General features: G+C 31.2%; 6 protein-coding genes and 2 pseudogenes. 6 read left to right on the top strand and 2 right to left on the bottom strand.

Features of this window, described 5'->3' with window-relative positions; translation table 11 throughout:
* Positions 1-123: 123 nt before the first annotated feature.
* The 4 genes and pseudogenes from addB (at position 124) to DYE57_RS08750 (ending at position 8983) form a co-directional block, all read left to right on the top strand.
* Entirely contained in the window at positions 124-3594 is a 3471-nt protein-coding gene (gene addB / locus DYE57_RS08765; RefSeq protein ID WP_115313700.1) for a helicase-exonuclease AddAB subunit AddB, read from the top strand.
* Complete coding sequence (addA, locus tag DYE57_RS08760) at positions 3591-7247, top strand: helicase-exonuclease AddAB subunit AddA (RefSeq protein WP_115313699.1); 3657 nt, start codon at positions 3591-3593, stop codon at positions 7245-7247. The genes addB and addA overlap by 4 nt, the downstream gene beginning before the upstream one ends.
* 185 nt (positions 7248-7432) lie before the next feature.
* Positions 7433-8338, top strand: coding sequence for a fumarylacetoacetate hydrolase family protein (locus DYE57_RS08755; RefSeq protein WP_115313698.1), 906 nt, complete (start codon positions 7433-7435; stop codon positions 8336-8338).
* 246 nt (positions 8339-8584) lie between these two features.
* Positions 8585-8983, top strand: a pseudogene (locus DYE57_RS08750) (YisL family protein).
* A 157-nt stretch (positions 8984-9140) separates the two neighbouring features.
* Here the strand turns inward: DYE57_RS08750 and DYE57_RS08745 are convergent.
* A pseudogene (locus DYE57_RS08745) lies at positions 9141-10268 on the bottom strand (CoA-disulfide reductase).
* A 73-nt stretch (positions 10269-10341) separates the two neighbouring features.
* Positions 10342-11163, bottom strand: coding sequence for a Cof-type HAD-IIB family hydrolase (locus DYE57_RS08740; RefSeq protein WP_115313697.1), 822 nt, complete (start codon positions 11161-11163; stop codon positions 10342-10344).
* Positions 11164-11274: 111 nt separating this feature from the next.
* On the opposite strand from DYE57_RS08740, the gene DYE57_RS08735 reads away from it, so the two are divergent.
* The gene (locus tag DYE57_RS08735) at positions 11275-11583 is read left to right on the top strand and encodes a metal-sulfur cluster assembly factor (protein ID WP_115313696.1); all 309 of its coding nucleotides are present in this window, start codon (positions 11275-11277) and stop codon (positions 11581-11583) included.
* A gap of 424 nt (positions 11584-12007) precedes the next feature.
* Complete coding sequence (locus tag DYE57_RS08730) at positions 12008-13828, top strand: acyltransferase family protein (protein ID WP_115313695.1); 1821 nt, start codon at positions 12008-12010, stop codon at positions 13826-13828.
* Positions 13829-13884: the final 56 nt, after the last annotated feature.

Here is a 13884-nt window from a genome sequence, read left to right as displayed (position 1 = left end):
TGAATATAGCTTTTCATCAATGGAGGGTCCTATTTAAGTTTGACGTAGGAATCTCCATTTCTATTTAATATTCGATAAGACATTGTTATGATAATATTATGAATAAAGGAGTGAGAGAATGATATGGAATTAAATACATATATTGGTAGAGCTGGGACAGGTAAATCTACGGCAATGCTGGAATATATTAAAAAAGAAATGAAAAAGGACCCACTTGGAGATCCTATTATTTTAATCGCTCCAACACAAAGTACATTTCAATTAGAACAAACATTTGTTAATGACTCTGAACTCAATGGAAGTTTAAGAACTGAAGTCCTTCATTTCGAGAGATTAAGTCATCGAGTGTTTCAAGAAGTGGGTGGATTAACTGAACAGAGACTATCCAAAGCTGCTTTAGAAATGATGATTTACCACCTCGTTCAAAAACATAAAGATGAGTTGAAATTATATCAGTCTCAATCAAAATATTATGGTTTTAGTGAAAAGCTTGCTGAACAAATTCAAGATTTTAAAAAGTATAGCGTTACTGCAGAACATTTAGAGCAATTGATTAATACGCATTCTTTACAAACAAGAACGCGACATAAGTTAGAAGATATTTCTCTCATTTATAAGCATTTAGAGAAAAGAATGAACGGGGAGTTTATAACAACAGAAGATAGTTTAGAACAATTTATTGATATAATATCCCAGTCTGAGTGGATTCAATGTTCTGAAATTTTCATTGATGGATTTCATAATTTTTCAACATTGGAATATAGAATTATTGTAGCACTTGTTCGACAAGCAAAGAGTGTAACTGTGCTGTTAACGACTGACGGTAGTCAAGACCAGTTTAGTTTATTTAGAAAACCTTCAGAGGTTCTCACTCATTTAGAAGATATCGCACGACAATTAGATATTAGACTTAATAGAACTTATTTTAAAGAACGATATCGTTTTAATAATCCTGATTTAAAGCATCTTGAAAGCGACTTTAATGCTTTACAAGTTACAACTCAACAACAACATAATCACTTACAAATTATTGAGGCATCTAGCATGAGAGAGGAAGTTTATGAAGTAGCAAGACGTATTTTAAGTGATGTTAGAGATAACCAATTTAGATTTCAAGATATTGCTATATTATACCGTGATGAATCGTATGCATATTTATTCGATTCAATATTGCCACTATACGATATTCCCTATTATATCGATATTAAAAAGTCCATGACACACCATCCTATTATGGAAATGATTCGTTCTTTAATAGAAGTTATTCAGTCAAAATGGAATACTAATGCAATGTTACGATTATTTAAGACAAATGTTTTAACATCACAGTTTAAAAGAAGTACATATTTAATAGATATATTAGAAAATTTTGTATTAGAACGAGGTGTTTATGGAAAACGTTGGTTAGATGACGATATTTTTGAGATAGAACAATTTGGTAAAATGAAACGTAAATCGCATGTGGTGACACCAGAGTTAAAAGAAATATATAAAGAAGTGGTTAAACTAAAAAACAGTGTTGTTGATAAAGTGCTTTACTTTGAAAAAGCGATGAATGAATCTGGGAGTGTAAGAGATTTTGCTAGTGCTTTTTATGAAAGTATGGAATATTTTGAATTACCCAATCAACTAATGACAGAGCGTGATGAACTTGATGTTGAAGGTTATCATCAACAAGCAGAAGAAATTGATCAACTATGGAATGGTTTAATTCAAATTCTAGATAATTTAGTTACAGTATTTGATACTCAAGGTATGACATTGAAACAATTTTTAGAAGTCTTTGATATTGGTTTAGAACAACTAGAATTTGTGATGATTCCTCAAACTTTAGATCAAGTAAGTATTGGTACGATGGATTTAGCAAAGGTAGATAATAAACAACATATTTATATGGTAGGCATGAATGATGGTATCTTACCGCAACCTGTATCATCTTCTAGTTTAATCACTGATGAAGAGAAGAAGTATTTTGAAGAAAACGCTCAAATTGAGTTAAGTCCAACAGCTGATATATTACAAATGGACGAAGCATTTGTTTGTTATATCGCTATGACTAGAAGTCAACAAAATATGACTTTCTCTTATAGCTTTATGGGGAATTCTGGAGATGAAAAAGAGATAAGTCCGTTTTTAAGTCAAATTAAAGACTTATATCACGAGTTAGATATTATTAATATACAAGAAGTACACAGACGACAACCTCTAAGTCTTATGCAACATGTTCATCAAACTAAAATACAACTGTTTGAATCATTAAGAGCATGGTTAGATCATGAAGAAATTGATCAACAGTGGTTGGAGGCTTATCAAGTGATTCGTGATGATGAACGTTTGAATCAAGGACTAGATTATCTCATTACCTCATTAACTTATGATAATGAAACAGTTCAATTAAGCGAATCTTTATCACAACAATTATATGGAAATACAATTAGTGCAAGTGTATCACGCTTTGAGGGGTATCAGCAATGTCCATTTAAACACTATGCATCTCATGGTTTACGATTAAATGAACGAACGAAATATGAATTACAAAATTTTGACTTAGGTGATATATTCCATTCTGTTTTAAAATATATTTCTGAGCGTATTCATGGGGATTTTAAACATCTCAATCGTCAAAAAATTAAATCTTTAACAGAAGAAGCACTCGAAATGATTTTACCTAAAGTTCAATTTAATTTACTAAATTCTTCGGCGTATTATAAGTATTTGTCTAGAAGGATAGGTGCAATTGTAGAAACAACATTAAGCGCGTTGAAGTATCAAGGAGATTTTTCAAAATTCGTACCTCGAAGATTTGAGATAGGTTTTCGAAAAGCACCTAAAAGTAAAGATGAACTCTTTGCACAGCCACTCACTACTAAGCAAGGTGTTCCAATTAATATCAGGGGACAAATTGACCGGATTGATACGTACACAAAAGGGAATCATAGTTACGTAAATATCATAGATTATAAATCGTCAGAAAGTAGTGCAACGCTTGATTTAACAAAGGTTTATTATGGATTACAAATGCAAATGATGACATATATGGATATTGTACTACAAAATCACGATAGATTAGGTCTCTCAAATGTAGTTAAACCAGGAGCACTACTTTATTTTCATATACATGAGCCACGAATTAAGTTTAAAAACTGGTCAGACATAGATGAAGAAAAATTAGAAAGAGAGTTAGTTAAATCATTTAAGATGAGCGGACTTGTTAATAGTAATCAAGAAGTATTAGACGCGTTAGATATGAGACTTGAACCGAAATTTAATTCAGATATTGTTCCTATTGGTCTGACAACTAAAGGGGCTATCAAACAACAAGTAAGTAAAGTAGCCGATGAAGAAACTATTCATCAATTTATTGAACATAATAAAAGGAATTTTATTGAGACAGCCTCACATATTATGGATGGTCACACTGAAGTAGCGCCATTAAAGTATAAACAAAAGTTGCCTTGTCAATTTTGTAATTATCAATCTGTTTGTCATGTAGATGGAATGATTGATAGTAAACGTTATCGTACAGTAGACGAAACAATCAATCCACTAGAATTGATACAACAATTTAAAGATAAAGGTGGTGGCAAATCATGATTCCAACAAAACCTAATAATGTAATCTGGACTGATGCACAATGGAGAAGTATATACGCTAAAGGCCAAGACATTCTTGTAGCCGCCGCAGCTGGTTCTGGTAAAACAGCAGTGTTAGTAGAACGTATCATTCAACGTATAATAAAAGATAAAGTGGATGTTGATCGACTGTTGGTTGTGACATTCACGAACTTAAGTGCAAGAGAAATGAAACACCGTGTTGATCAACGTATTCAAGAAGCTTCAGCCGAAGATCCCAATAACGAGCACTTAAAAAAACAACGTATCAAAATTCATCAAGCACAAATTTCGACTCTACATAGTTTCTGTTTAAAATTAATACAACAACATTATGATGTATTAGATGTAGACCCTAATTTTAGAACGAGTAGTGAAGCAGAAAATATTCTACTTTTAGAACAAACGATAGATGAAGTTTTAGAACAACATTATGATAATTTAAATCCTGATTTTATTGAGTTAACTGAACAATTATCTTCAGATAGAAATGATAATCAATTTCGTAGTATTATTAAACAATTGTATTTTTTTAGTATCGCAAATCCTAACCCATATAAGTGGTTAAATGAATTATATGAACCTTATAAAGATGAATTAAAACAACAAAAGATGTTAGAGTTACTCAATGAGCTCGCTATGATTTTCTTAAAAGCGGGGCATGAAGAATTACAAAAAAGTTATGACTTATATTCTATGATGGAAAATGTTGAGAAACAGTTGGAAGTTGTCGAAGCGGAACGCCAATTTATTGCTATGGTGTTAGAAGGTAATATTTTAAATACAGAAGTCATTGTAAACCATGAATTTGTAAGTCGTTTCCCATCTGTTACGACTAAAATTAGAGAAGCTAACGAGGGTATGGAAGACGCTTTAGAAGATGCTAAAGAACATTATGATAAGTACAAAAAATTAGTTATGAAAGTAAAAAACGACTATTTTTCAAGAAATGAAGATGATTTAAAAGCCGATATGAATCAACTCGCGCCGCGTGTTGCTTATTTAACACATATTGTTCAAGATGTAATTGAAACATTTAGTGCACACAAACGTAGTAGAAATGTATTGGATTTTGCTGATTATGAACATTTTGCATTACAAATACTGACTAATGAAGATGGGACACCTTCTGCAATTGCTGAGTTATATCGTGAGCATTTCAAAGAAATTCTTGTAGATGAGTATCAAGATACGAATCGTGTACAAGAGAATATTTTATCTTGTATTAAAACAGGATGCGAGCATGATGGTAATTTATTTATGGTTGGTGACGTTAAACAATCTATTTATAAGTTTAGACAAGCAGATCCTAGTCTTTTTATAGAGAAATATTATCGTTTTTCAAATGAAGGAATCGATAGTGGAATGCGTATTGATTTATCTCAAAATTTCCGTTCTCGACAAGAAGTACTTTCAACGACTAATTACTTATTTAAACATATGATGGACGAGCAAGTAGGTGAAATTACCTATGATGAAGCAGCCCAACTTTATTTTAGTGCACCTTATGATCAAGTGGAGCATCCAGTTCAATTACGCGCGTTGGTTGAAGCTAATTCAGAAGATAGTGATTTAACTGGAAGTGAGCAAGAGGCTTATTATATTGTTGAACAAGTTAAAGATATTTTAGAAAATAAAAAGGTTTACGATATTAAGTCTCAAGAATATCGAAATGTTACATATAAAGATATCGTTATTTTAGAAAGAAGTTTTAGTCAAGCACGTAACCTTCAACAAGCATGTAAAAATAATGACATTCCTTTTCATGTTAATAGTAGAGAAGGTTATTTTGAACAAACAGAGGTCCGTTTAGTTCTATCATTTTTAAGAACTATTGATAATCCATTACAAGACGTATATCTTGTAGGATTAATGCGCTCTGTCATTTATCAGTTTACTGAAGATGAATTAGCTGAAATACGCGTAGAGAGCCCAAATGATGATTATTTTTATCAATCTATTGAAAACTATATAATAAATAACAATGCGAAGCCACAACTAGTGGATAAATTAAAATACTTTATTAAAGATATTCAAAAATATCAAAAATGTAGTCAAAGTGTACCCGTTTATCAACTTATTGATCAATTTTATAATGATCATTATGTGATTCAATACTTCAGTGGTCTGATTGGTGGCAGAGGAAGAATAGCAAATTTATATGGTTTATTTAATAAAGCTATTGAATTTGAAAACTCTAGCTTTAGAGGTTTGTTCCAATTCATTCATTTTATTGATGAATTGATTGATCGTGGTAAGGATCTTGGTGAAGAAAATGTTGTCGGTCCAAATGATAATGTAGTCCGAATGATGACGATTCATAGTAGTAAAGGGTTAGAGTTCCCATTTGTCATTTATTCAGGTCTCTCTAAAAAATTTAATAAAGGTGACTTGAATGGTCCTGTGATTTTAAATCAACAATATGGTTTAGGAATGGATTATTTTAATGTAGAAAAAGGTATGGCATACCCTTCACTATCTTCTGTAGTATTTCGAGCGATTAATGAAAAAGAATTGATATCAGAAGAGATGAGACTCATCTACGTGGCATTAACACGTGCTAAGGAACAGCTTATCTTAATAGGAAGAGTTAAAGATGAAAAAGAATTATCACAATATGAGCAGTTAGCAATTTCAGGTACGCACATTGCTGTCAATGAGCGGCTTACAGCTACTCATCCATTTGTACTTATTTATAGTATTCTAGCGAAACATCAATCTTCATTATTACCAAATGAACATAAGTTTGAAAGTAGTATTGAAACGTTAGGTTCTGAAGTTCAGCCACGTGTAACGATTTCTATTGATCACTATGAAGATGTTTCTACAGAAGAGGTTATCTCTAAAAATGACTATAGATTAGTTAATGATATCAATCACCTTGATACTGGTAATGAAGAGGTTAAAACTAAAATTCATTATCAACTTACTTATGAATATCCATACCAAGATGATATAGTGAAACCTTCTAAACAATCAGTTTCTGAACTCAAGCGTCAGTTTGAAACTGAAGAAAGTGATACGAATTATGATCGTGTGAGACAATATCGTGTTGGAGTTGCAACATATGAGCGTCCGAAATTTTTAAGTCACAATAACAAAAGAAAAGCTAACGAAATCGGTACATTAATGCATACAGTTATGCAACATCTTCCTTTCAAAGAAGAGGGTATGGATAAAGAAGAACTTAATCAATATTTAGATGATTTAATCAATCAAAATATCATTGAAGATAATGCCAAACAAGATATTAAAATTAATGAAATTATGCAATTTATTGATAGTTCGCTTTATAAAGAAATTGCACAAGCAGATAAAATTTATACTGAATTACCTTTTGTTGTTAATCAAGCGAAAGTAGATCAATTAACCGAAGAAGATGGAGATGTATCAATTATTCAAGGTATGATTGATTTAATCTATAAAAAAGATGGACAATACTGCTTTGTTGATTATAAAACGGATGCTTTTAATAGAAGAAAGGGAATGACTGATGAAGAAATTGGACATCAACTTAAAAAGAAGTATAGCATTCAAATAAAGTATTATCGTAATACTTTAGAAACGATACTTAAACAGCCTGTGAAAGGTTACTTATACTTTTTTAAGTTTGGCAAGTTAGAAATTGATGTGTAACAAATTGTCGACTGATAATGCCATGTTGTTTATGAATATTAAGTAGTAATCGCATGGTAATTTTTAAGATAATGCACTCAAATTTTAATTACGAAATTTCTTAATTTTCTTACTTATATATTTGTTATTTGAACATAGATGTAGTTATAATATGTAATAAGATATAGATGAGGAGTTGATTATGAATGAAATTTCTATCATTCAAACACAATGACAGAACTTCATATGGTGTGAAAGTAAAACGTGAAGATGCTGTTTGGGATTTGCCAATGGTTTTTGCAGAGTTTGGTGAAGAAGATTTTAATCCTAAAACATTACTAGAAGGTTTACAACAAAACCAAACATTAGATTTTCAAGAACAAGTACGTAAAGCAGTTGTTGCAGCTGAAGATAGTGGTAGAGAAGAAAATTTCAAATTTTCATTTAAAGATATCGAATTTTTACCACCTGTAACTCCACTTAACAATGTAATTGCATTTGGACGTAACTACAAAGACCATGCTAGCGAATTAAATCATGAAGTTGATAGTTTATATGTATTTACTAAAGCGGCGTCATCTTTAACCGGAGATGAATCAACAATTCCTAATCATAAAGATATCACTGATCAGTTAGATTACGAAGGGGAATTGGGTATTGTAATTGGTAAATCGGGAGAGAAAATCCCTAAAGGTTTAGCATTAGATTATATATACGGTTATACAATTATTAACGACATTACAGATCGTACAGCTCAAAGCTCTCATGACCAGGCTTTCTTATCTAAAAGTTTAACTGGAGCATGTCCAATGGGTCCTTATATTGTTACGAAAGATGAACTACCCACGCCAGAGAATGTAAATATTGTGACTAAAGTAAATAATGATATTCGTCAAGATGGCAATACTGGTGAAATGATTTTAAAAATTGATGAACTTATCGAAAAAATTTCTAAGTATGTAGCATTACATCCTGGTGATATTATTGCTACAGGCACACCTGGTGGCGTAGGGGCAGGATTACAACCACCACAATTTTTACAACCAGGTGATGAAGTTAAAGTAACAATTGATAATATTGGAACATTAACGACTTATATTTCAGAAGAATAGCAACAAGTCAGGTTAAATTCGAAATATTCAAAGTATGTAATGACTACTACTACTAACAAAATAAAAATGCACCTACGAAGTGATGTGCACCCCAGAAGTTGGACTAAAAATCTAACTTAGTGGGGTGTATTTTTGCTACACGTATTCAAAGATGTTGAAAGTTCTAATGAAAATAAATGCTCACGTAACATCAAATACGATAATATAAGTTATGATAAACTAGAAAAATATATATGGGGGACAAGTATGCTACATGTCCATATTTTAAGTTGGGTATTGGCAATTATTTTGTTTATCGCAACTTATATGAATTATTCCAAGACACAAGGTGCATCACCTTATTATAAACCTTTACATATAGCATTAAGATTATTCATGTTATTAACTCTAATTTCTGGTTTTTGGGAATTAATTGAAGAGTTTATGGCTACTTCTCATGGTGATGGTAATCATATGTTATTAACGCTAAAAATGTTATGTGGTTTAGCGGTTATCTGATTAATGGAAATATCTATTGTCAGAAGAAAGAAAAAAGATCTAAGTCACAAATTCTTTTGGATTACAATTGTCTTAATTGTTATTACTATGGCAATAGACATTATTTTACCATGGGGTCCAATTTCGAAAATGTTCGGACTAGGATAGATTTTTAGACAATATTTAGACTGAAAATGATGAGTTTTACACTTTTTAGTTTAAAAATATGAATAAAAATTTAATCACCATTAATGAAGAACAATACATCGCCTTATTAAAGATAACAATAGCCATCTTTATAAGGCGATGATATTATAATTTTGCTTTACACCCAAATCATATTAATTAAATCTTTAGGGGGCTGTATGGAGGGCATAAGCAACTTCGAACTCTGTTAACTCATCAACTGTCATATGATTCATCATTGCCATAGATAAAATATCTATCCTTTTATCTATGCCTTGCTGTCCGACAGCAGCTGCACGTAAAAGTTTACGCGATTCTTTTTCATAGTAAACTCTTAAATGAATAGGTGAATTTCCTGGGTAATAACCAGCGTGTGCACCCCATGCAAGTGGAACTTGAGCTGGCAAATCAACATGTCGATAATGGGATGTAATGATATCACCTAAGGCATAAATATTAGGAATGTTTGTTTGGAAAGCATCATTGACTGGTATAAAACCACGGTCATCTAATTTTATATTTGAAGATTGAATGAAATTTGAATTTGGGTGTGTGCCAATACCTTCGATGATAAGATCATATGTCTCTATTTTACCTGAAGTAAAGGTAATTTGGTGTCCATCAATTTGACTGATTTCTTCATTTAATCTATAAGTAATGCCTCTTTTTTCTAACTCATCAATAATAGGTTGATTTATATCTTGGTCCATGAGTTTATTGATTTGTTTAGAACGATGAATTAATGTAACGTCTAAACCACGGTCATATAAATTTTCAAGAACTTCTAATGAAATATAACCTGCGCCTACCACAAGTGCACGGGTTGCTTGCTTTTCATTAATATACTTTTCAATGGCATCAGTATCTTCAAGATTTCTTAAAGTAAATGTTATTGGACTATCGAATCCTAAATGATTCGTACCTGCTCCTGGACTGAGGATAAGTGTGTCATAAGATTCTTCAAAAGTTTCATTAGTATGACGATTTAAGACAGTAATTGTATTTTTTTATAATTAATTGCTATGACTTCATGCTATGTTTTAACTGAAATGTACTTTTTGGCATCAAACTCCACTGGGGTATAAGCTAATACTTTACGACGATGATTTACTTTATTTCCAAGGTAATAAGGTAAGGCATAGTTGACAAAACTCATATCTCTATCTTTTTCAAAAACTACTATTTCACTCTTTTTATCTAAACGACGAATTTGACTTGCACAAGTTGCACCTCCTGCAACTGCACCAACAATTACAATTTTTCTCATAAAGTTACTCCTTTTTTATTTATATTCTCTATATTAAAAAAGGATGGCATTTCAAGGTCATTCCGTTCATAATTTAGTAATAACGTATTTTTAAGTCGAAAAAATCGTTTAAATAACGACCTATACCATCGTTATTATTATTATATGTAGTGTGATCAGCTATATCTTTTAATTCTTTTAAACCATTGTCCATAGCGATACCATAAGTGGCGAATTTAATCATCTCAATATCATTATCTTCATCACCAAAAGCAATAATATGTTTGTCATCAATGTTTAAATATTCCATAGCGTGCTTGATACCGCGTGCTTTATTAATACCGCGCTTGACGATTTCAATAACTGGGAATGGTGCTCCCCAACGACGATGCTCTATGTTTTCAGCATAGAAGTGTGTTAACATTTCTTTAATTTTAGGGATATTTTCCTCATCAGCTTCTACGAGTAGTGAGGTAGGTGCCTCTTTAAGATGATCAAGTAAATTACCCGTTTGTATTCGCGGATTACCCATTGAAAAACCCTCAAAAAGACGGGGATCATGGTTATTGATAAAGACATAATCTTTTACTTCTGCAATAATATTAGTTACATGAGATCGTTGTAATGCAGAAATAATATTTTTAGAGATTTCTATATCCAATACTTCATGAATGGTTTCAAAATCTTTTGCTTTAGGATGATGGACAAATGCACCATTGAAATTAACTACAGGTGTATCCATATTTAATTCATGATAGTAAATTTGGCTAGCTCTATAAGGTCTGCCTGTTGCTATCATGATATAATGTCCGCGCTGTTGTAATTCTGTTAATACTTGTTTGGTATAAGATGAGATTTCTTTATTGTCATTTAATAATGTTCCATCTAAATCTAAACAAATTAAATAAGGTTGCATAGATGTCTCCTTGTGTGAATAATAATCATGTATCAGTATCATAGCATTTTATTGGCGTTTTGTCGGATATTTGATATATTAGTGTAAAGAAATTTTAGAGAGGTGATACTGATGGAAGAAGCGTTAAAAGATAGTATCTTAGGAGCTCTTGAAATGGTAATAGACCCTGAATTAGGGATTGATATTGTTAATTTAGGTTTAGTATATAAAGTTGATGTTGATGATGAAGGATTATGTACAGTTGAAATGACATTAACGTCTATGGGGTGTCCTTTAGGACCACAAATCATTGATCAAATCAAAGGTGTGTTAGCTGAAATTCCTGAGATTTCAGAAACAGAAGTGAATATCGTGTGGAATCCACCTTGGAATAAAGATATGATGTCACGCTATGCAAAAATTGCATTAGGTGTTGGCTAAGTTTATAAGATTGATAAAAAAGAGTAGTGCACATTTTTAAATAAAAGTGTGAGGCTATTCTTTTTTTATACGTAATAAATTAAATTTAAATATTTGTTGTAGCTTCTTTTTTAATCGTAGTTAAGAATTTTTTAATAAATTCTAATTGCTATATAAATTGAATTGATGTTACAAATATATTATAATAAATAAAGCTTGCTATTTTTTATGGGAATGATAATTCTCACAATTAATGATTAATTAGTGCAAATTATTTAAAAAGTAATTAAGAAAAATAGGGTAATTTTGGCATAAGCTATTTAGAGACAGCAAGAAAAATTTAATGATAATAAATTAAGACAAATGTGTGTATCTATAATGAATAATTGTTGGAGTAATAGTTACTAGTCTAACGAAATTTGTTATTAATAGGGAAGAATGTTAAATGGAAAAAGAATTAAAGAAAGGTCATCGTCGTGGTAAAATGCGCTACATGCCTGGGCTTGATGGCTTGCGAGCGATTGCAGTTCTTGGGATTATTATTTATCATTTAAATAAAAAATGGCTTACCGGCGGTTTTTTAGGCGTAGATACTTTCTTTGTTATATCAGGATTTTTAATTACAAGTCTTTTGTTAAAAGAGTATGAAGAAACGGGAGTTATTAATCTTAAAGATTTTTGGTTACGACGAATTAAAAGGTTACTACCAGCTGTTTTAGCTTTGCTTATTATCGTTGGTTTAGCTACACTCATTTTTCAACCAGATAATATTGTAAAAGTTAAACATGATATTATAGCATCAATATTTTATGTGTCTAATTGGTGGTATATAGCCAAAGATGTTAACTATTTTGAACAATTTTCTTTTATGCCTTTAAAGCATTTATGGTCACTAGCTATTGAAGAACAGTTTTACTTATTCTTCCCAGCTATACTTATTACGCTCTTATTGACTTTAAAGAAAAAGAGAAATGTAGCGATTATATTTTGGATTATTTCATTAATTTCACTCTTGTTAATGGTTATCATTTCACAACTACATATAAATCATTCACGAGTTTATTTTGGAACCGATACAAGACTTCAGACATTATTATTGGGAGTTCTTTTAGCATTTATATGGCCACCATTTAAACTAAAAGCACAGCCACCTAAGACATTAAAAGCTGTCATTGATACAGCTGGAATTATTGGCATAGCATTTTTAATTTTATTGTTCTTTATTGTTGGTGATGAGGATGATTGGATTTATAATAGTGGATTCTATATTATTTCGGCTATGTCATTATTGATTATAGCGAGTGTTGTTCACCCAACTACATTAGTTTCAAAAGTACTAGGAAATCCACTGTTCGTATATATCGGTAAACGATCATATAGTTTGTATTTATGGCATTTTGCGGTAATAAGCTTTATCCATAGTTATTTTATTGACGGTCAGATACCTGTTTATGTCTATGTAGTAGATATCATCTTAACAGTAGTATTAGCAGAATTATCTTATAAATATGTTGAAACGCCATTTAGAAAACGAGGTATTAAGGCGTTTACTATTAAAAAGCGATTTAAACCTCAATTTATTAGAACAATGGTAACGATTCTTTTAGCATTACCGCTTATTCTAATATTAGCAGGAGCTTTTGATAAATTAGGTAAAGATAATATTTCAAATAAAGAACAATCCTTTAATACGAATGAATCTGACCAATATCTAATTCACATGATACCTATAGATAACATTACATTAACTGGTGATGGTAAAACTAAAGAAGGTAAGGATAAAGATGATGTTTATACGAATATTAAGCCACTGTTAATCGGGGATTCCGTGATGGTTGATATTGGAGAGCAATTTAAATCTAGAGTTCCTAAAGCTAACATTGATGGTAAAGTAGGAAGAAATCTTTATCAAGCACTTCCTTTAGTTGACAGTAACTATAAACATTACAATAAATCATCAGACCAAGTTGTTTTGGAATTGGGTACAAATGGTGATTTTACGAAAGAACAATTAGATAACTTAATCGATAAATTTGGTAAGGCACAGGTATATCTCGTCAATACCAGAGTAACAAGATCTTATGAAGGTCATGTTAATAAATTGATGGCTCAAGCAGCAAAAGATAAGAAAAATGTCACACTTGTTGACTGGTATAGTCGTTCAGAAGGACATACAGAATATTTTGCACCTGATGGTATTCATCTTGAAAATTCAGGTGTAGAAGCACTTACAGACGAAATATTAAAAAATATGAAGAAGAATTAATACATTTAAAGAACTAAGGCTTAATAGTTGAATATAAAAGTGATAGGTAATATAAT

The organism is Staphylococcus saccharolyticus, from assembly GCF_900458815.1.
Taxonomy (GTDB): domain Bacteria; phylum Bacillota; class Bacilli; order Staphylococcales; family Staphylococcaceae; genus Staphylococcus; species Staphylococcus saccharolyticus.
Note: the sequence above shows the minus strand (reverse complement) of the source record. Positions and strands in the feature narration are given on the sequence as shown.

Coding starts and splice junctions, on each gene's coding strand:
- DYE57_RS08755 (WP_115313698.1), top strand. CDS start 7,433: ATGAAATTTCTATCATTCAAACACAATGACAGAACTTCATATGGTGTG.
- DYE57_RS08730 (WP_115313695.1), top strand. CDS start 12,008: ATGGAAAAAGAATTAAAGAAAGGTCATCGTCGTGGTAAAATGCGCTAC.
- DYE57_RS08740 (WP_115313697.1), bottom strand. CDS start 11,163: ATGCAACCTTATTTAATTTGTTTAGATTTAGATGGAACATTATTAAAT.
- addB (WP_115313700.1), top strand. CDS start 124: ATGGAATTAAATACATATATTGGTAGAGCTGGGACAGGTAAATCTACG.
- DYE57_RS08735 (WP_115313696.1), top strand. CDS start 11,275: ATGGAAGAAGCGTTAAAAGATAGTATCTTAGGAGCTCTTGAAATGGTA.
- addA (WP_115313699.1), top strand. CDS start 3,591: ATGATTCCAACAAAACCTAATAATGTAATCTGGACTGATGCACAATGG.